We start from the raw sequence: 17,809 nt of genomic DNA, 5'->3' as shown, positions 1-17,809 counted from the left end.
CAGGGCACGGTACGCATAAAGTGGGATGGTCTGCGGCGCGTCCGTGGGGGTCTTTACAACAGAACGCGAGTGGAGTGAACATGAAGAAGCTGATGGTGGTTCTCGCCGTCGTGGCGGCACTGGTGTCGTCTCTGATCGGTATCGGCAGCGCCGACGCCGCACCTCGAGTCCCGCTGGGCGGCGGCTCGGGAATCCTCGTCCTCAAGGGCGGGAACACGGCTGCGGCGTGCACCGTGACCGCTGTCGGTCGTCCCGCGTCCGGCTCGCACAAGGGTGAGTTGATCGCCGTCACCGCAGGTCACTGCGGCCGTCCCGGCCAGCGAGTGTTCTCCGAGCGTTACCAGCAGCGCGGTCAGATCGGCACGATCGTCTACAGCGCGTCGGACGTCGATGTCGCGATCATCCGTCTCGATGCGGCGAAGGTCGCACCTGTCCGCACTGTCGGCGGCGTGACGATCCGTTCGATCGACACCCGTCCGATCGCGTTCCCGACCGTGGTCTGCAAGACCGGGCGCACCACGGGCAAGACCTGCGGTGTCACGTGGTTCTCCGACAATCAGAGCCACTTCAGCCAGATGTGCGTCATCGAAGGCGACTCCGGCAGCCCGGTCGTCGTCGGCAACCGCCTGGTCGGCATGGTCAACGCCTACTACTTCCTGTCCTGCGCCGGACCGGAGACGGGCACGAGCTCCAAGACGATCCTGAACCGTCTCGCGCGCCAGGGCTACGGCAACTTCCGCCTCGCCTGACCAAACAGCAAGAGCAGCCAAAGAGCGGCGGCCCCCTCGGGGCCGCCGCTCTTTTCGGTCAACACGTCGATGAGAAGCATCGACCAGCGATGCCATTAGAGCGAAGGCATGGGGCGGACGGTCGCCGAGGAGCCCTCCGCAGCGAGCGAGCCGCTAGGCGAGCCCGCGAGGACTGCCGACGAGGTGACCGCCCGCCCCATGCCGCCCCGCACTAAGAAGAAGGAACACCTTCAACCGCAGCACGAAGCGCCGATTCCGTCTGCTTCACCGCCTGCCCCACCACGGGTTCGATGAGCGCACCCAAGACGCGTCCTGCAATTCCGCCGGGGAGTTCGTAGTCGAAGTTGACGTCGACCACTGTCGTTCCGTCGTCGCCGTCGGCGAATCGCCAGCCGGTCTGGACGTCGAAGCCTGCAATGGAGGTGAGGACGACGACTCGGCCCTCTTCCCATTCGGTGACGCGCAGGGTCGAATCGAGGTTCTTCGGGCCGATCTTCATCGTCGCCTGGTATGTCGCGCCGAGGCCGCAGGTCTGGTCGGTGACGGGTGTGAAGCGAGTGACGCCGAACATCCAGTCGGGAACGTTGCGGTAGTCGTCGACGTACGCGAACACCTGCTCGCGTGGACTGTGTGTGGTCACCGTCTGGCGCACGCCCGGCATGTTTGTCTCCCTGTCATCTTCGGTCCGGCCATCAGGCACACGACTGTGCCCGATGTTGCGTAGACCACAATGCCATGGACCGATGGCACGGTCCACGTTGGGTTCTTTGTCGTTCAGCGAACGGACGGCTCCATGCGGGGTCGACTACCGTCAGACCGTCCATGCGTGCAGTCCGACGAGAGAACGGCACTTCGATGAGCCATCCACAGCAGCCCTACGGCTATCCACCGGCGAATCCGTGTCCATATGGCACCGCTGCGCCCTACTCCCCTGCTCCGGCCGTGTACACCGCTGTGTTCCGCAAGCAGACGGGCATGCTGATCGTCGCGCAGACGACGCCGGTGCAGACGACGGGGACGTACCCTGAGATCCGCTCTGCGTTCTGGAAAGCGCAGACCCATTGCCTCGTGTTCGGCTGGTGGGGTGTCCTGTCGTTCTTGATCTACAACTGGATCTCGTTGATACAGAACATGAGCGAGCTGTCACGTATCAAGCACGCCGCTCGCGCCAACGGGGAGATCTAGCCCGAGGAGCGACTTCTAACGAGGCATTCGACGACAAACGAGGCATGCATGCATGCCTCGTTTGTCATTGAGTACCTCGTTTGCCCCTTGACGGGTGCGGATCACGCCTCGACGGCGGTCCGGATCTTGGATTCGATGTGCTTGATCGCCTGATCGGCGAACGGACCGATGAGGCCGCCGAGCACCTTGCCTGCGAGGCCGCCGGGAAGCGTGAAGTCGAACACGACGCTCAGCACGGTGGTGCCGGGCTCGTCACCGTCTCTGAAGGCCCACTCGGTGTTTGCCCCGAATCCCTTCACCGATTCCAGCTTGATCAGCTCGTTCTCGACCCACTCGGTGCATTCGACGGTCGACTTGAGCTCCTTCGGCCCCACCTTCAAGGCGGCGGCGAACACTGAGCCCTTGCCCTGGACGACGTCGGTGGTCGGTTCGAAACTGGTGACGCCGAGCATGTACTCGGGGACGTTCTTGTAGTCGTCGACGTACGCGAACAGCTTCTCGCGGGGTGCGGTGGTGACTGCTTCGTGCCGGACTTCGCTCATAACACTTCCCTCATTGAGTAGGTGACGAGTCATCGTAACGTCGCTCGTCGAGGCGATCAGCGAGACCCCGAACAGCACGGCCCCGCATCCATGAAGGATGCGGGGCCGTGCTGGACGATCAGACTCAGGCGGTCTCGGTGATCGGGCGGTCGACCCAGCTCATCAGATCGCGGAGCTTCTTGCCGGTGACCTCGATCGGGTGCTCGGCGTTCGCCTTGCGCAGACCCTCGAGCTCGGTGTTGCCGTTCTCGACGTTGGCGACGAGGCGACGGGTGAACTCACCCGACTGGATGTCGGCCAGGATCGCCTTCATGCGCTCCTTGGTGTCGGCGTCGATGACGCGCGGGCCCGACAGGTAGCCGCCGAACTCAGCGGTGTCCGACACCGAGTAGTTCATGCGGGCGATGCCGCCCTCGTACATGAGGTCGACGATGAGCTTGAGCTCGTGCAGGACCTCGAAGTAGGCCATCTCCGGCGCGTAACCGGCCTCAACCATGACCTCGAAACCGGTCTTGACCAGTTCCTCGGTGCCGCCGCAGAGCACGGCCTGCTCGCCGAAGAGGTCGGTCTCGGTCTCTTCCTTGAAGGTGGTCTTGATGATGCCGGCGCGACCGCCGCCGATGGCGGAGGCGTAGCTGAGCGCGAGGGCCTGGCCCTCACCCTTCGGGTCCTGGTCGACGGCGATCAGGCAGGGCACACCCTTGCCGTCGACGAACTGACGACGCACGAGGTGGCCGGGGCCCTTCGGCGCGACCATGGCGACGGTGACGTTCGCCGGAGGCTTGATCAGGTCGAAGTGGACGTTCAGGCCGTGGCCGAAGAACAGCGCGTCGCCGTCCTTGAGGTTGGGCTCGATGTCGTTGGTGAAGATCGACGCCTGGCTGGTGTCGGGTGCGAGCACCATGATGACGTCGGCCCATGCCGAGGCCTCGGCGGCGGTGAGGACCTTCAGGCCCTGCTCCTCTGCCTTGACGCGCGAGGCGGAGCCCTCACGGAGACCGAGGACGACGTCGACGCCCGAGTCGCGGAGCGACAGCGAGTGGGCGTGGCCCTGGCTGCCGTAACCGATGACGGCGACCTTGCGGCCCTGGATGATCGACAGATCTGCGTCGTCGTCGTAGAACATCTCGACTGCCACAGTGATTCCCTTCAAAGATGGTTATTAGGAGGTGTTGCTTGTAATTGTCGCGCTAGCGGTTCGCGGACATGCTCTTGGGTCCACGTCCGAGGGTCACGCCGCCCGACTGAGCGATCTCGCGGATGCCGTACGGGTCCAGCATCCTCAGGAGCGCTTCGAGCTTCTCGGACGTTCCGGTGGCCTCGACGGTGACCGATTCCGGTGACACGTCGATGACCTTGGCGCGGAACAGATTGACCACGTCGATGATCTCACCTCGGTTGGTGGCATCGGTGCGGACCTTGATCATCATCAGTTCGCGGGAGACCGAGTTCGTCGGTTCCTGCTCGACGATCTTGATGACGTTGATCAGCTTGTTGAGCTGCTTCGTCACTTGTTCGAGGGGGAAGTCGTCGACGGTCACCATGATGGTCATGCGCGAGATGCCCTTGAGTTCGGTCGGGCCGACGGCCAACGACTCGATGTTGAAGCCGCGACGCGAGAAGAGACCGGAGACGCGTGCGAGCACGCCCGGACGGTCCTCGACCAGAACGCTCAGCGTATGGGTGGTGCTCACAGCGAATCCTTCCCGTTCATGACTTCGTGGATCTCGACGGGGCCTGCGGCCGACTCGTCGTCGTCGAACAGCGGGCGGATGTCCCGGGCCGCCATGATCTCGTCGTTGCCGGTGCCTGCAGCGACCATCGGCCAGACCTGTGCGTCCTTGCCGACAATGAAGTCGATGAGGACGGGACGGTCGTTGATCTCGCGTGCCTTGGCGATCGCAGGTGCGACGTCCTCTTCACGCTCGACGCGGATCGCGACACAACCGAGCGCTTCGCCGAGCTTGACGAAGTCGGGGATCATCCGCGAGTGCGTCGCCAGGTCGGTGTTCGAGTAACGCTGGTCGTAGAACAGCGTCTGCCACTGGCGGACCATGCCGAGGTTGCCGTTGTTGATCAGGGCGACCTTGATCGGGATGCCTTCGATGGCGCAGGTCGCGAGCTCCTGGTTGGTCATCTGGAAGCAGCCGTCGCCGTCGATGGCCCAGACTTCCTTCTCGGGCGCGGCGGCCTTGGCGCCCATCGCAGCGGGGATCGAGTAGCCCATGGTGCCGAGTCCACCCGAGTTGAGCCAGGTGCGCGGCTTCTCGTACTTGACGAACTGCGCGGCCCACATCTGGTGCTGGCCGACACCCGCGACGTACACGGCGTCGGGGCCCGCGGCCTTGCCGAGTTCGGAGATGACGAACTCGGGCGACAGCGAACCGTCGGACTGACCGTCGTAGCTGAGCGGGAAGCGTGCCCGGATGTCATCCAGGTATGCCCACCACGCGGTCAGGTCGGGGCTGGTCCCACCGGTGGCGCGCTCGGCGCGCAGCGCCTCGATCAGGTCGACGATGACGGCCTGCGCGTCACCGACGATCGGCACGTCGACGTCGCGGTTCTTGCCGATCTCCGCAGGGTCGATGTCGGCGTGGATGACCTTCGCGTCGGGTGCGAACGAATCGAGCTGGCCGGTCACGCGGTCGTCGAAGCGGGCGCCGAGCGTGATCAGCAGGTCGCTGCGCTGCAGGGCCGCAACTGCGCCGACGGTGCCGTGCATGCCGGGCATGCCCATGTGCTGGGTGTGGCTGTCCGGGAACGCACCGCGCGCCATCAGCGTGGTGACGACCGGGATGCCCGTCAGCTCGGCGAGCTCCATCAGCTCGGCCGACGCCTCTGCCTTGATGACACCGCCGCCGACATACAGGACAGGCTTGGACGCCTGCTGGATGAGGCGCGCGGCCTCACGGATCTGCTTGCCGTGCGGACGCGTGACCGGACGGTAGCCGGGCAGGTCGAACTGCGGCGGCCACGAGAAGGTGGTCTGCGCCTGCAGGATGTCCTTCGGGATGTCGACGAGGACTGCGCCGGGGCGGCCGCTCTCGGCGATGTAGAACGCCTCAGCGATCGTGCGCGGGATGTCCGCCGCCGAGCTCACCAGGAAGTTGTGCTTGGTGATCGGCATCGTGATTCCGGAGATGTCGGCTTCCTGAAATCCGTCGGTGCCGATGAGCGCGCGACCGACCTGGCCGGTGATCGCGACGACGGGGACCGAGTCCATCTGCGCGTCGGCGAGCGGGGTCACGAGGTTCGTCGCACCCGGGCCCGACGTCGCCATCATGACACCGGCTTTGCCCGCGACCTGGGCGTACCCGGTCGCCGCGTGGCCTGCGCCCTGCTCGTGGCGGACCAGGACGTGGCGGACCTTGGTCGAGTCGAGGAGCGGGTCGTACACCGGGAGGACTGCGCCGCCCGGAATGCCGAAGACCACTTCGACGCCGAGCTCTTCGAGCGTGCGAACCACCGACTGTGCGCCGGTGACACGCTCGGGTGCGACGCTGGCGCCGCCCGATCGCATGGATTCCGTCGACGGCGACTGCGGCCGCGGCGAACCGTGTGCTGTTGGATTACTCACTGCACGTTCCTCATCCTCGTGTGCCAGTAATGTGTCCGACACTCTCGCCCAGGTCGGCGACGCGATGGTCACCGGGTCCTGACAAGAAAAAACCCCCGACAGCGGGTGCTGGTCGAGGGGCGCGTCGTTGGTGTTTCGGAAGGGTCTACGAAGTGACCGATCAGGCGTTGACGCGCCGACCGAGTACTACTACGAGAATCTTCTGATCCATCACACGAACAACGTAGAGCAGTCCTGCAGATGTAGTCAAATCCGCCCGCGACCGGCTCCGGTCCGCTATTGGGCGACGTGGAACAATGGTCGCCGTGACCGACTCGTCCTTCGACTTCAAGATCTCGCGACTCGCGTACGCGGTCGTCCCCGTCGCCGTCTTCGTGGTGGTGATCCTGATCGGCGGATCCGTGTGGTTCGCATTCGGGGCCGTGATCCCGTTCGCACTCGCCTGGTGGATCCACCACCTCCGCACTCATGTGGACTCCGACGGCATCGTCGCCGTCGGAACGTTCGGGACGACCACTCTCTCCTGGGACGACGTCGCGGGTCTCCGGTTCCCCAAGTGGGGATCGGTGCGAGCGGTGACCACCGATGGAGGCGAGGTCCGACTCCCCGCTGTCGGGTTCGCCGACATGCCTGTTCTTTCCGCCGCCAGCGGCGGCCGGATCCCCGATCCGTTCGCCGCCGAACGTGACGCCCGACGGGCCGCGTCCGACTCCTGACCCGGGCCGCACGCCCATACTTCACCGACGGAAGCGAGGTCTGCCATGTCCGTGACCACCCGCGACATCGAGGATCTCGTGGATGCCGGTCGTCTCACCGACGCCGCCCACGAACTCGCGCAGATGGCTCCTCAAGAAGCGGCGTCTGTGCTCGACGGGCTCGACACTCGACGCGGCACCATCGCCTTCCGTCTGCTCCCCAAGGACGATGCGGTGGCGGTGTTCGACGACATGTCGTCGAACACGCAGGCCCGTCTCATCGAGACGCTCGGAACGTCGGAGGTGGCGGAAGCGTTCGACAACCTCGATCCCGACGACCGCGCGGAACTCCTCGACGAACTCCCTGCGACCGTCGCGAAACGTCTGGTCCGGAACCTGTCGGACGCCGAGCGCGAATCGACTGCGGTTGTCCTCGGATACGGCCGGAACTCGGTCGGGCGGCGGATGAGCCCGGAGTTCGTCCACGTCTACGGCGACGACTCGGTGGAGGTCGCGCTGACGCGCGTCATCGCCCGCGGGCACGACGCCGAGACCATCTACACGATCCCTGTCGTCGATCACGAACGTCGCCTGCTCGGCGTCGTGAGTCTCCGCGATCTGCTCCTGAGCGATCCCGCGGCACCCGTCGAAGACCACCGCCGCACTCCCGTGTACAGCCTGGCGACGGCGGCGGCCGAGGTGGCCGCACGACGATGCGTCGACCTCAGCCTCCCCGCGATGCCCGTGGTCGACAGCGAAGACCGCCTGGTCGGGATGCTGACCCTGGACGACGCCGCCGACGTCGTGGCCGCCGCCCGGGACGAGGACGCTGCGCGTGCGGGCGCCCACGAGATGCTGAAGACCCCGTATCTGCAGTCGTCGGTCTTCACGATCACCCGAGCCCGAGTGGTCTGGCTGTTCGTCCTTGCGGTCTCGGCGATCCTGACCGTCAATGTCCTGGAGGTCTTCGAGGGGACGCTGGAGCAGAAAGTCGCCCTCGCGCTGTTCATCCCACTGCTGACCGGTATCGGCGGCAACACCGGATCGCAGGCAGCGACCACGGTGACCAGAGCGTTGGCCATGGACGAGGTCCGTGCACGCGATGTCGCGCGCGTGGCGGCGAAGGAGGCCCGGGTCGGCGTGACGATGGGCGCCGCGCTCGGACTCGTCGGTTTCGCCGTGGCGTCGATCGCCTACGACACCGAGATCGGCGTCGTGATCGGCACGACGATCGTGTCGATCTGTGTCGTCGCGGCGACCGTCGGCGGCATCATGCCCCTGGTGGCGAAGACCATCCGCGTCGACCCCGCAGTGTTCTCCACACCGTTCATCTCAACGTTCTGCGACGCCACCGGCCTGCTCATCTACTTCACGATCGCGAAGACCGTCCTCGGGATCTGAAGGGATTCACCGAGGCCCCAGGCGCACCCCGGAACAGTCCACACAGGTGTCGATGCGTTCGAGGATCTCAGCGCCGGCCGTGGTCGACATGCCGTCTGGAGGGACGTGATCCGTTGACGACCGGAAATGATCGCGACCGTCAGCGCGCGAGCGCGGCGTCCAGCGCCGCACGGATCTCGGCATCACTCGCTCCGACCTCACGACACGATCCGACGTACACCGCAGCGACGTCTGCGAGTACATCGTCGCGGGCTCGGGGCGGGGCGCTCACCCTGGTCCCGCTGCCCCTCCGCGACGCGATCAACTGCTGCTGTTCGAGTTCCCGATAGGCGCGCGCCACAGTGCCTGGCGCTACGCCCAGATCGTTCGCCAGCTGACGGACCGTCGGGAGTCGCTCTCCCATCGCGAACACTCCGGAACCGATCGCGCCAGCCAACTGTGCGCGGATCTGTTCGTACGGCGGCGTCGGGTCGTTGCCATCGACGGTGAGCACGATGCTCATGCCCGAACCCCCTGCGGTGCTCGCTTGACGCCACGCCGCGTCCTGTTCGCGGCGGCGGCTGCGCCCCACACGAACAACACGATCCATACCGCGGTGGACATGTAGAGCACCCACCCGGACACCGTCCACCAGCCGCTGCCGCACCCCGTCCCGGCGAGGTGCCGCACCGCAGCGCCTGTCACCAGCGCGACTGCCGCTCCGGTCACCGCGACGAGGCAGGCGAACAGCCCTGCGGCAGAGGTGGCGGACGAACGTCGGACGAGGTCGTCCGCAGCAGTCGACATGGCGTCGGAGTCCGGCCGACCACGATCGACTATCGACCGGACCGCCAACATGAACGCCACGGCACCGGCGAGAATCCCGCCCGTCAGAACCATCAGCTCCTCGCGGCTCCACGACGCCCGAGCCAGGACGGTCCCATCACGGCAGGTGACGCCGAGACCCGGCGCGACAGTCCCGGTGTTGAGCACTGTCACGACCGCGATGCCGATCACCGACACCGCGGCCACGGTCGGGCATCCAGCACTGACCATGCGTATCAATACATTGATACAAAGTGTCCAATATCGATCCGAATGTGTCAAACACTTGACACAAGTTGCCGACGCATAGCACGCCGGGAATAACCAGCAGGCCACGCGCGTAAAGTAGAAGGACAGTCCCCGGCCGTCAGCCCGGCAGGGGCAGGGACAACTAATCAGCGATTCGTAGCGAGGAACTCATGCCAGCCCTTCGGTCTCGGACCACCACGGTCGGCCGCGAAGCAGCCGGCGCACGCGCCCTGTGGCGTGCCACCGGAATGACCGACGACGACTTCGGTAAGCCGATCGTCGCCATCGCCAACTCGTACACGCAGTTCGTGCCCGGTCACGTGCACCTCAAGAACGTCGGCGAGATCGTCGCCGAGGCCATCGTCGCCGCAGGCGGCGTGGCGAAAGAGTTCCACACGATCGCGGTCGACGACGGCATCGCGATGGGACACGGCGGGATGCTGTACTCCCTCCCGAGCCGCGAGATCATCGCCGACTCCGTCGAGTACATGGTCAACGCGCACACCGCCGACGCCCTCGTCTGCATCTCGAACTGCGACAAGATCACACCCGGCATGCTCAACGCGGCGATGCGCCTGAACATCCCGACGGTGTTCGTCTCCGGCGGTCCGATGGAAGCCGGAACCTCGGTCGTCATCAACGGAGTGGTCCGCCCCGGCACCGACTTGATCGACGCGATCGTCGCGTCCGCCGACAGCAACGTCAACGATCAGGAACTCCTCGAGGTTGAGCGATCGGCATGCCCGACCTGTGGATCCTGTTCGGGCATGTTCACCGCCAACTCGATGAACTGCCTCACCGAAGCCCTCGGCCTCTCGCTGCCCGGCAACGGCTCGACGCTGGCGACGCAGACCGCACGTCGTGACCTGTTCACGCGTGCAGGTGAACTGATCGTCGACATCGCCACGAAGTACTACAAGGACGACGACGAGTCGGTCCTCCCCCGCTCGGTCGCCACCCGGGAGGCGTTCGAGAACGCCATGGCGCTCGACGTCGCGATGGGCGGATCGACCAACACCGTCCTGCACATCCTGGCGGCCGCCCAGGAGGGCGAGGTGTCGTTCGACCTGCACGACATCGACCGCATCTCACGCAACGTCCCATGTCTGGCGAAGGTCGCACCCAACTCGCCCAACTACTACATGGAGCACGTTCACCGGGCAGGCGGAATCCCCGCGATCCTCGGTGAGCTCAACCGTGCGGGCTTGCTGAACCGAAACGTCCATCCGGTCCACGCGTCCTCGCTCGAGTCGTACCTCGCCGACTGGGACATCCGAAGCGGCACCGCGACCGACACCGCCATCGAACTGTTCCACGCCGCGCCCGGCGGAGTCCGCACGACCGAGCCGTTCTCGACGTCCAACCGCTGGGAATCACTCGACACCGACGCGGCCGACGGCTGCATCCGTGACAAGGAGCACGCGTACACCGTCGAAGGCGGTCTTGCCGTGCTCCACGGCAACATCGCGCAGGACGGCGCGATCCTCAAGACGGCGGGCGTCGATGAGGCGCTGTGGCACTTCCAGGGCCCGGCGCGCGTCGTCGAAAGCCAAGAGGACGCGGTCCACGCGATCCTGTCGAAGGAACTGCAGGCCGGCGAAGTCCTCGTGATCCGCTACGAAGGGCCTGCGGGTGGACCCGGCATGCAGGAGATGCTGCACCCGACCGCCTTCATGAAGGGCACCGGCATGGGCAAGAAATGCGGCCTGGTCACCGACGGCCGCTTCTCCGGCGGGTCGTCGGGCCTGGTCATCGGCCACGCCTCCCCCGAGGCTGCTGCCGGTGGCGACATCGGGCTGGTCGAGAACGGCGACGAGATCCTCATCGATGTCAAGACCCGCACGCTCAAGGTGCTCCTCGACGACGAGACTCTCGCCGAGCGGCGCGCCAAGATGGAGGCCTCCGAGCGTCCGTGGCAGCCGAAGGACCGCCAGCGCCCGGTCACTCAGGCGCTGCGTGCGTACGCCAAGCTGGCGACGTCCGCAGACAAGGGCGCCGTCCGCTCGGTCGACTGACGGGGCGAACATTCGAGAAGAGGCCCTCCCGCGAATCGCTGGAGGGCCTCTTCTCGGCTCCGGGAGCAGATCAGTTCTTCACCAACGGGTTGGTTCCGTTGAAGACGATCCAGACTGCGATGGCGGCGCCGATGCCGATCACCAGCCAGGCCGCCGAACCCCAGGCCGGACGTCGAGCCCAACCCCATCGACGGTCGAAGGCGTACACGCCCGGCCCCGTGAGGATGAGGGCCGCTGCCGCCGCGGCGAGCATGATCTCGAATTCCAGGCCGCTGCCGCCTCCGTCACTTGCGAAGAACCACACTCCGCCCGCGAGTGTCGCCTTGTACGTCATGGCTACGAGGATGCTGCCGAGCACCGCCGACCCTGCGATGGGGGTCAACAACCCGAGGATGAGCAGGATCCCGCCCGCGGTCTCACTGACTCCTCCGACGAGGGCGAGCCACTTGGTCGCCTCCGGGTCGAAGCCGATGCTCGGGTCGGGAACGTTCTGGAGAAAGGTCGAGAACCCATCGGGCCCGGGACCGTTCATCCAGCCCGTCAGCTTCTGCAGTCCGTGGACCGTGAAGATTCCGCCAACGGCGAGGCGAAGGACCAACAGGCCGAGGTCGAGAGTGCCACGGCGTGTCGGAGCCGGCTCGGCGACGACAACCGGCGCCACATCGGCATCGGGCTCCGGCTCGAACGGCTCGGTCTGGTACTCCGGCACCTCGATGGGAGTGGTGGGCATCGGCTCGATGTACGGCAGCGGATCCTGAGTCAGATGTTCGGCCGTGTGCCGTTCGGCACGTGGTCGCACCTCGTCGTCGACGTCGACGAACGGTTCGGTCTGGACCGGTTCATCAGAGGAGGTCACCTCTACGTCACTGAGCGGAAGTCGTGTCGTGGCCTCGGTGGGCGCGTCCACGTCGTCTGTCACCTTCTCGATGACGGTGGTGTCCGTGTCGTCGGCGGGCGACGCCGCCTTCTCGATGAGACCGGTCTCAGCAGCGTCGTCGGCAGCGTCGGTGTCGGGCTCGTCGATGACACTCGGAGCCTCGACCGCGTCGTCGTCGAAGGGCTTCGGTTCCGGCGCAGGTCGCCTGCCGTGCTGTTCGAAGAAGTTGTCACGGTCTGGCCGCGGTCGACGTGGCCGGCGCGGCGTCGGGCCACCGCTCGGCGTCGAATCGCTGTCATTGGAACTCATCACACATCCGAGGGTATGCGCAGGTGGTTGAGTACCGGCTGAGCGGCACCCGACGATTTGGTAACGATCGTTTAGGGTGGACGGCATGCCGCTGCCCTCTCTTCTCTCGTGGCGCACCGCAGCCGTGGCCGTCGCACTCGTCGTCGGGACGTCGGCGTCCGGATGCGCGAGTTTCGCCGATCAAGAGACGACGGCCGACGAAGGCACGTTCAGTTCAGTGCCGACCGGGGTGTACCGGCCGGACGCGCCTCCCGCTCCGAGCAGGCCGACCGACGAGGGGCCGCCGCCGACGGGCCCGTGCATCGACCCGAATCCCTCGGTCATAGCGACGTGTCTGGCATCGACGTCCGGACTCCGTCCTGCCGACGCTCAGGGGCAGACGACGTACGTGGCCGAGCGGACCACCGGCAAGATCATCCTGTCCAAGCGATTCGGTCCGCAGCGTGCCATCGCCACGGTCGACGTCGACGCGTCAGGCGACGGCGGACTGATCGATTTCGAGATGTCGCCGACATGGATGCAGGATCAGATGATCTTCGCCCTGATCACCACCCCATCGGACAACCGAGTGGTGCGGATCGCGCCGACGGGTTCGGTCAAACCGATTCTGACCGGCATCCCGAAGGGGCCGACCGGCAATCTCGGGTCCATCGCGTTCACCTCGCCCACCGAACTGACGATCGCGACCGGCGACGCCGGCAGTCCGTCAGACGCGAGGAACCCGTCGTCGTTGGCGGGGAAGATCCTGACAATCGATCCGAACCGGCCCGGCGCACGCCCGGAGGTCGAAGCGTCCGGGCTCGGTTCGAACGTCGCTCTCTGCAGAGACGCGACGGGCGGCCGGCTCTTCGTCGCCGACAGCGGTGCGGCCGGAGATCGACTGTCCCTGGTGAGCCAGAAGTCGTTGAAGACCCTGTGGACATGGCCGGACCGACCCGGTGTCACCGGATGCGCGACGGGAACGGACTGGATCGCCGTCTCCGTCGCCTCCAAGAAGCGCATCGACATGTTCGGCAAGCCGACCAGCGCCAGCCCGAGCGTCAGCGAACCGTCGTCCGAGGACACGTCGAAGACCTACGGCGCCGTCGGCCGTCTCACCACGTTCGGCGGGGCCTACCAGCTCGCCACCGTGAACAAGACCGCTCCCGGTACTAAGCCGGTCGGCACCGACGACCGTGTGGCCATCAACATGCCGAAGCCGCCTGCCGAAGACCGCACCTAGCTACTGCCGTGTGACGGCGATCTGAACCTTAAGGGGTGAATCGGTGTCACCAGGTGACACCGATTCACACCCTAATAAGGTCCGTTCGGTCAGGCACCGCAGGCGGCGAGGACCAGTTCCTTGACGCGCGCCGGATCCGCCTGGCCGCGGGTGGCCTTCATGACGTCGCCGACGATCTTGCCCGCAGCCTGGACCTTGCCGCTGCGAATCTTGTCGGCGATGTCGGGGTTGGCGGCGAGCGCCTCGTCGACCGCCTTCTGCAGCGCGGAGTCGTCGCGGACTACTTCGAGGCCGCGGTCGGCGACGATCTGCTTGGGCTCGCCCTCACCGTCGAGAACCGCGGTGACGACCTGCTGAGCGAGTTTGTTCGTGAGCTTGCCCTCGTCGACGAGGCCGATCACCTCGGCGACCTGGGCCGGCGTGATCGACAGATCGGCGAGCTCGATGTTCCGCGTGTTCGCCTGCTGAGCGAGGAAGGACACCCACCAGCTGCGCGCCGCGTCGGACGACGCACCGGCTTCCGCGGTCGCGATGATCAGGTCGACGGCGCCGACGTTGACCAGATCGCGCATCACCTCGTCGGAGACGCCCCACTCCTCCTGGATACGTGCACGGCGGATCCACGGCAGTTCCGGCAACGTCGCGCGGATCGACTCGACCCATTCCGGGTCGGCGATCACCGGCGGCAGGTCGGGCTCCGGGAAGTACCGGTAGTCTTCTGCGGTCTCCTTGCGACGACCGGCGGACGTGGTGCCGTCGGCCTCGTGGAAGTGACGGGTCTCCTGGATCACCTCGCCACCGGTGGTGAGGACAACGGCCTGACGCTGCATCTCGAAGCGCACGGCGGTCTCGACGCTCTTCAGGGAGTTCACATTCTTCGTCTCGGTACGAGTACCGAACTCGGTCGCGTCCTTCGCCATCAGCGACAGGTTGACGTCACATCGCATCGAACCCTGGTCCATCCGGACGTCCGACACGTCCAGTGAGGAGAGCAGGTCGCGCAACGCGGTCACGTATGCGCGAGCGACCTCGGGTGCACGCTCCCCCGCACCCTCGATCGGACGAGTCACGATCTCGACTAGCGGCACACCCGCGCGGTTGTAGTCGAGCAGCGAGTGGCTCGCACCGTGGATACGACCGGTGCTGCCGCCGATGTGCAACGACTTCCCGGTGTCCTCCTCCATATGCGCGCGTTCGATCTCCACGCGCCAGGTGGTTCCGTCGGTCAGCACGACGTCGAGGTACCCGTCGTACGCGATCGGCTCGTCGTACTGGCTGATCTGGTAGTTCTTCGGCTGGTCCGGGTAGAAGTAGTTCTTCCGCGCGAAGACGCTCGATTCGCGGATCGAACAGTTCAACGCGAGACCGATCTTGACGGCCGACGCGATCGCGGTCGCGTTCGCGACCGGAAGCGCACCCGGCAGTGCAAGACACGACGGGCACACCTGGGCGTTGGGGTCGCCGCCGAACGTCGTCGGGCAGCCGCAGAACATCTTCGTCGCGGTGCCGAGCTCGACGTGCACCTCCATGCCCATGACCGGGTCGAACGCCGCGATGACGTCGTCGTAATCCATCAGTTCGTGGGTAGCCGCACTCATGCCGTCCATCGTATCTGGGGGTGGATCTCGGGGATTGTCCCGATGCCCGAAGCAGCCCGGAATCCATACCGTGAGGACATGGATCGAGGCGTCCGCCCCGACCGAACTTCGAGCGACAGGACTCGCCATGACCGATCAGAACGTTCCCTTCGACTCCGCTCAGGGAGCAGGAGGAGCCGCTCAGGGACCGACGGACTTCACGAAGGCGGAAGCGGGACCAAAGCGCCTGCGCCGGTCACGAACCGACAAATGGATGGGCGGAGTCGCAGGCGGCATCGCCGAGTACTTCGGTGTCGACTCGACGTGGGTGCGCGTCGCGTTCGTCGCGTCGATCATCCTTCCCGGCCCACAGGTCCTGCTGTACCTGCTGCTCTGGCTGATCATCCCGCAGGACTGATCGGCGGCTCCACTCGTTCGGGGGCGCCCTTGATTACGCGTACTAGGCAGAAGGCGAAGCACGGCACGAGGATCAGGTCCATGATCACGTGAACCACGCTGAACGGGTTGGGCTGTGCGTGCACGAATCGAAGCACTCCCAGAACGCCACCGATCGTCGGCGCGACCACGCACGCCCACGTGAGCCCGATCGCGAGGGGCCGTGCGAACTGCGCCGCCGCCAAACCGAAGTACAGGACGCCGAACGCTGCGGCGCCGAATGCGACTCCGCTGTAGAACGCGAGTTGGACGACGTGGGTGACGCCGGAGACGGCGAGCAGAGCGGCGCCCACCATCCACGGATGTCGCACGTCGCCCACAGGCCGTCGTGGTGCCATGAGTTGAACTCCAATCGGTCAGGTAACCTGTCTAAATCAATCGTAAGGTTACCTGACTAACATGGCGAAGATGAACGAGATCACCGACACGTCGACATCAATCGCCGACAGCGGCGTCGGTCCGACCTCACGCATCGGCGCGCTCAGTCGACGACTCGCGATCCTGGTCAGCGATCGAGTACTCGCCGAGCTGGCCGACTCGGGGCAGCCCGACATCCGCGCGGTCCACCTCCGCGTGTTCGCCGCGATCGCCGATTCGCCGCTCAGCGTGACAGACACCGCTCGGCGACTCGGCACGACCAAGCAGACAGTGGGACCGATCGTCCGCGAACTCGAGTCGAAGGGTCTTGTCAGCCTCATCCGCGACCCGGCAGACGCCCGCGCCTACCTCGTGTCGTTCACCGACCGAGGCAGAGCCGCAGCACTGCAGGCGCAATCGATCGCCGACCGCCTCGACGACCGCTTCGCCGATGTCATCGGCATAGACCGGCTCGCAGACTGCCGAGCAGCGCTGTGGGAACTGATCGATCAGACTTCATGGGAGGCGCCGCCCTCGTGACTCACGCGGACTCGATCGCCCCGCAGTCCCACTGCTCCGTGCAACGACGCCGCAGTCCCCCACTGCTCGTGCCGCGACGCCGCAGTCCCCCACTGCTCCTTGAGCGAGCGGAGCGAGTCGAAAGGCCTGCACGTGAGACCCTTCGACTCGCGAGCTCGCTCAAGGAGCAGTGGGAGCAGGAGGGGAAGCCGGGTCAGCCGAAGATCGCGCGGGCGCCCCGGTACTGGTCGAGTGGAACGTTCTTGGTGTGGCCGACGGCCTCGGAGAACGGGACCCGTTCGATGTCCATGCCGCGCAGCGCGACCATCTGACCCCACGCCTCATCGGCCACCATGTCGCTCACAGCCTGGCCGAAACGGGTGCCGAGGACACGGTCCCATGCCGACGGGACGCCGCCGCGCTGGATGTGGCCGAGCACAGTCGCCCGGGTCTCGATGCCGGTCTTCTCCTCGATGAGCGGTGCGAGGATCTCGCCGATTCCGCCGAGGCGTGGACGGTTGAAGCCGTCCATCCCCTTGTGCGAGTGCGCCTCGTCCATGTCCGGCAGAGTGAAACCCTCGGCGACGACCACCATCGGCGAACGCCCGCGCAGTCGGACGCTCTGCACCCACTCGCAGATCTGATCGAGATTCTCCGGCTGTTCCGGAATCAGGATCGCGTGCGCACCGCCTGCAGTCCCGGCATACATGGCGATCCATCCCGCGTGGCGGCCCATCACTTCGAGGACCATGCATCGCTTGTGGGAGTTGCCGGTCGTCCGCAGCCGGTCGACGGCTTCGGTGGCGATCTCGACAGCGGTGTTGAAACCGAACGTGTAGTCCGTGGCCTCGAGGTCGTTGTCGATGGTCTTCGGGACACCGACGACCGGGATACCGTCCTCATACAGTCGGTTCGCCGCGGCCATCGTGCCGTCGCCGCCGATGGCGATCACACCGTCGACACCCAGCCTCTTCATGTGGGCCTTGATGTTGTCCGGGGTGCCGTCGGGCTCGGTGTACGGGCCGAATCGACTGGTCCCCAGAATCGTGCCGCCCTGTGACGAGATGCCGCGGACCACGGAGCGATCGAGCGGCATCACGTCGCCGTAGACGAGACCCCGGTAGCCGCGCAGATACCCGACGAACTCCTGATCGTGCAGCGTCTCTCCCTGGAGAACGGTTCCGCGGATCACCGCGTTGAGCCCTGGGCAGTCGCCGCCGGAGGTCAGGATGCCGAAACGCCCCATGCCGGAAGTCCTCTCGTGTCGCGGCGGCA

At 66.0% G+C, this 17,809-nt stretch carries 19 protein-coding genes; 8 read left to right on the top strand and 11 right to left on the bottom strand.

Annotation, left to right across the window (positions count from 1 at the left end; genetic code table 11):
- Window positions 1-80 precede the first annotated feature (80 nt).
- The gene (locus WFK36_RS04485; protein ID WP_336790047.1) at window positions 81-749 is read left to right on the top strand and encodes a trypsin-like serine protease; all 669 of its coding nucleotides are present in this window, start codon (window positions 81-83) and stop codon (window positions 747-749) included.
- Window positions 750-960: 211 nt separating this feature from the next.
- Here WFK36_RS04485 and WFK36_RS04480 read toward each other — a convergent pair whose 3' ends face one another.
- Window positions 961-1,410, bottom strand: a complete 450-nt coding sequence (locus tag WFK36_RS04480) for an SRPBCC family protein (protein WP_336790045.1) — start codon at window positions 1,408-1,410, stop codon at window positions 961-963.
- A 194-nt stretch (window positions 1,411-1,604) separates the two neighbouring features.
- On the opposite strand from WFK36_RS04480, the gene WFK36_RS04475 reads away from it, so the two are divergent.
- Entirely contained in the window at window positions 1,605-1,934 is a 330-nt protein-coding gene (locus WFK36_RS04475; protein WP_336790043.1) for a hypothetical protein, read from the top strand.
- Between the two features lie 101 nt (window positions 1,935-2,035).
- Here the strand turns inward: WFK36_RS04475 and WFK36_RS04470 are convergent, their stop codons facing one another.
- The 4 genes from WFK36_RS04470 to WFK36_RS04455 form a co-directional block, all read right to left on the bottom strand.
- The gene (locus WFK36_RS04470) at window positions 2,036-2,476 is read right to left on the bottom strand and encodes an SRPBCC family protein (protein ID WP_008378103.1); all 441 of its coding nucleotides are present in this window, start codon (window positions 2,474-2,476) and stop codon (window positions 2,036-2,038) included.
- Window positions 2,477-2,600: 124 nt separating this feature from the next.
- Window positions 2,601-3,602 (bottom strand): ketol-acid reductoisomerase, encoded by a 1,002-nt coding sequence (ilvC, locus tag WFK36_RS04465; protein ID WP_174316866.1) that lies wholly within the window; start codon window positions 3,600-3,602, stop codon window positions 2,601-2,603.
- A 64-nt stretch (window positions 3,603-3,666) separates the two neighbouring features.
- Entirely contained in the window at window positions 3,667-4,170 is a 504-nt protein-coding gene (gene ilvN, locus WFK36_RS04460) for an acetolactate synthase small subunit (protein WP_008378105.1), read from the bottom strand.
- The gene (locus tag WFK36_RS04455; RefSeq protein WP_341257189.1) at window positions 4,167-6,053 is read right to left on the bottom strand and encodes an acetolactate synthase large subunit; all 1,887 of its coding nucleotides are present in this window, start codon (window positions 6,051-6,053) and stop codon (window positions 4,167-4,169) included. The genes ilvN and WFK36_RS04455 overlap by 4 nt, the downstream gene beginning before the upstream one ends.
- Window positions 6,054-6,349: 296 nt before the next feature.
- Between WFK36_RS04455 and WFK36_RS04450 the strand changes: the two genes are divergently transcribed.
- Window positions 6,350-6,769 carry a PH domain-containing protein gene (locus tag WFK36_RS04450; protein ID WP_336790039.1) on the top strand — a complete coding sequence of 140 codons (420 nt, stop codon included), beginning with the start codon at window positions 6,350-6,352 and terminating at the stop codon, window positions 6,767-6,769.
- Between the two features lie 45 nt (window positions 6,770-6,814).
- Window positions 6,815-8,149, top strand: a complete 1,335-nt coding sequence (mgtE, locus tag WFK36_RS04445; RefSeq protein WP_336790037.1) for a magnesium transporter — start codon at window positions 6,815-6,817, stop codon at window positions 8,147-8,149.
- Between the two features lie 139 nt (window positions 8,150-8,288).
- Here mgtE and WFK36_RS04440 read toward each other — a convergent pair whose 3' ends face one another.
- Window positions 8,289-8,651 (bottom strand): GntR family transcriptional regulator, encoded by a 363-nt coding sequence (locus WFK36_RS04440; protein ID WP_008378109.1) that lies wholly within the window; start codon window positions 8,649-8,651, stop codon window positions 8,289-8,291.
- Window positions 8,648-9,184, bottom strand: a complete 537-nt coding sequence (locus WFK36_RS04435) for a hypothetical protein (protein ID WP_336790034.1) — start codon at window positions 9,182-9,184, stop codon at window positions 8,648-8,650. The genes WFK36_RS04440 and WFK36_RS04435 overlap by 4 nt, the downstream gene beginning before the upstream one ends.
- 188 nt (window positions 9,185-9,372) lie before the next feature.
- On the opposite strand from WFK36_RS04435, the gene ilvD reads away from it, so the two are divergent.
- Window positions 9,373-11,217: a dihydroxy-acid dehydratase gene (gene ilvD, locus WFK36_RS04430; RefSeq protein WP_336790032.1), complete on the top strand. Its 1,845-nt coding sequence runs from the start codon at window positions 9,373-9,375 to the stop codon at window positions 11,215-11,217.
- A 70-nt stretch (window positions 11,218-11,287) separates the two neighbouring features.
- On the opposite strand, the gene WFK36_RS04425 is transcribed toward ilvD, so the two are convergent.
- Window positions 11,288-12,403, bottom strand: a complete 1,116-nt coding sequence (locus tag WFK36_RS04425; RefSeq protein ID WP_336790030.1) for a DoxX family protein — start codon at window positions 12,401-12,403, stop codon at window positions 11,288-11,290.
- Between the two features lie 85 nt (window positions 12,404-12,488).
- Between WFK36_RS04425 and WFK36_RS04420 the strand changes: the two genes are divergently transcribed.
- Window positions 12,489-13,625 carry a PQQ-dependent sugar dehydrogenase gene (locus tag WFK36_RS04420; RefSeq protein WP_336790028.1) on the top strand — a complete coding sequence of 379 codons (1,137 nt, stop codon included), beginning with the start codon at window positions 12,489-12,491 and terminating at the stop codon, window positions 13,623-13,625.
- 89 nt (window positions 13,626-13,714) lie between these two features.
- Here WFK36_RS04420 and gatB read toward each other — a convergent pair whose 3' ends face one another.
- Window positions 13,715-15,223 carry an Asp-tRNA(Asn)/Glu-tRNA(Gln) amidotransferase subunit GatB gene (gene gatB / locus WFK36_RS04415; protein WP_336790026.1) on the bottom strand — a complete coding sequence of 503 codons (1,509 nt, stop codon included), beginning with the start codon at window positions 15,221-15,223 and terminating at the stop codon, window positions 13,715-13,717.
- 253 nt (window positions 15,224-15,476) lie between these two features.
- Here gatB and WFK36_RS04410 point away from each other — a divergent pair, with 253 nt between their 5' ends.
- A complete protein-coding gene (locus WFK36_RS04410) occupies window positions 15,477-15,620 on the top strand; it encodes a PspC domain-containing protein (protein WP_336790957.1) in 144 nt (47 codons plus the stop codon).
- Here the strand turns inward: WFK36_RS04410 and WFK36_RS04405 are convergent.
- Entirely contained in the window at window positions 15,604-15,996 is a 393-nt protein-coding gene (locus WFK36_RS04405; protein WP_336790024.1) for a hypothetical protein, read from the bottom strand. The two genes, WFK36_RS04410 and WFK36_RS04405, sit on opposite strands and share 17 nt — an antisense overlap.
- A 61-nt stretch (window positions 15,997-16,057) precedes the next feature.
- On the opposite strand from WFK36_RS04405, the gene WFK36_RS04400 reads away from it, so the two are divergent.
- The gene (locus WFK36_RS04400) at window positions 16,058-16,555 is read left to right on the top strand and encodes a MarR family winged helix-turn-helix transcriptional regulator (protein WP_336790022.1); all 498 of its coding nucleotides are present in this window, start codon (window positions 16,058-16,060) and stop codon (window positions 16,553-16,555) included.
- Between the two features lie 193 nt (window positions 16,556-16,748).
- Here WFK36_RS04400 and WFK36_RS04395 read toward each other — a convergent pair whose 3' ends face one another.
- On the bottom strand, window positions 16,749-17,780 hold the full coding sequence (locus WFK36_RS04395; protein WP_336790020.1) for a 6-phosphofructokinase: 1,032 nt from the start codon (window positions 17,778-17,780) through the stop codon (window positions 16,749-16,751).
- Window positions 17,781-17,809: the final 29 nt, after the last annotated feature.

Source organism: Gordonia malaquae (assembly GCF_037148075.1).
Lineage (GTDB): Bacteria > Actinomycetota > Actinomycetes > Mycobacteriales > Mycobacteriaceae > Gordonia > Gordonia malaquae.
This window is presented reverse-complemented; position numbering and strand designations above follow the sequence as displayed.

Excerpts from the sequence above, each read along its gene's own strand:
- ilvC (WP_174316866.1), bottom strand. The coding sequence starts at position 3,602 with ATGTTCTACGACGACGACGCAGATCTGTCGATCATCCAGGGCCGCAAG.
- WFK36_RS04470 (WP_008378103.1), bottom strand. The coding sequence starts at position 2,476 with ATGAGCGAAGTCCGGCACGAAGCAGTCACCACCGCACCCCGCGAGAAG.
- mgtE (WP_336790037.1), top strand. The coding sequence starts at position 6,815 with ATGTCCGTGACCACCCGCGACATCGAGGATCTCGTGGATGCCGGTCGT.
- ilvD (WP_336790032.1), top strand. The coding sequence starts at position 9,373 with ATGCCAGCCCTTCGGTCTCGGACCACCACGGTCGGCCGCGAAGCAGCC.
- WFK36_RS04480 (WP_336790045.1), bottom strand. The coding sequence starts at position 1,410 with ATGCCGGGCGTGCGCCAGACGGTGACCACACACAGTCCACGCGAGCAG.
- WFK36_RS04420 (WP_336790028.1), top strand. The coding sequence starts at position 12,489 with ATGCCGCTGCCCTCTCTTCTCTCGTGGCGCACCGCAGCCGTGGCCGTC.
- WFK36_RS04425 (WP_336790030.1), bottom strand. The coding sequence starts at position 12,403 with ATGAGTTCCAATGACAGCGATTCGACGCCGAGCGGTGGCCCGACGCCG.
- gatB (WP_336790026.1), bottom strand. The coding sequence starts at position 15,223 with ATGAGTGCGGCTACCCACGAACTGATGGATTACGACGACGTCATCGCG.
- WFK36_RS04435 (WP_336790034.1), bottom strand. The coding sequence starts at position 9,184 with ATGGTCAGTGCTGGATGCCCGACCGTGGCCGCGGTGTCGGTGATCGGC.
- WFK36_RS04400 (WP_336790022.1), top strand. The coding sequence starts at position 16,058 with ATGGCGAAGATGAACGAGATCACCGACACGTCGACATCAATCGCCGAC.
- WFK36_RS04450 (WP_336790039.1), top strand. The coding sequence starts at position 6,350 with ATGGTCGCCGTGACCGACTCGTCCTTCGACTTCAAGATCTCGCGACTC.
- WFK36_RS04405 (WP_336790024.1), bottom strand. The coding sequence starts at position 15,996 with ATGGCACCACGACGGCCTGTGGGCGACGTGCGACATCCGTGGATGGTG.
- WFK36_RS04485 (WP_336790047.1), top strand. The coding sequence starts at position 81 with ATGAAGAAGCTGATGGTGGTTCTCGCCGTCGTGGCGGCACTGGTGTCG.
- WFK36_RS04395 (WP_336790020.1), bottom strand. The coding sequence starts at position 17,780 with ATGGGGCGTTTCGGCATCCTGACCTCCGGCGGCGACTGCCCAGGGCTC.
- WFK36_RS04440 (WP_008378109.1), bottom strand. The coding sequence starts at position 8,651 with ATGAGCATCGTGCTCACCGTCGATGGCAACGACCCGACGCCGCCGTAC.
- WFK36_RS04475 (WP_336790043.1), top strand. The coding sequence starts at position 1,605 with ATGAGCCATCCACAGCAGCCCTACGGCTATCCACCGGCGAATCCGTGT.
- WFK36_RS04410 (WP_336790957.1), top strand. The coding sequence starts at position 15,477 with ATGGGCGGAGTCGCAGGCGGCATCGCCGAGTACTTCGGTGTCGACTCG.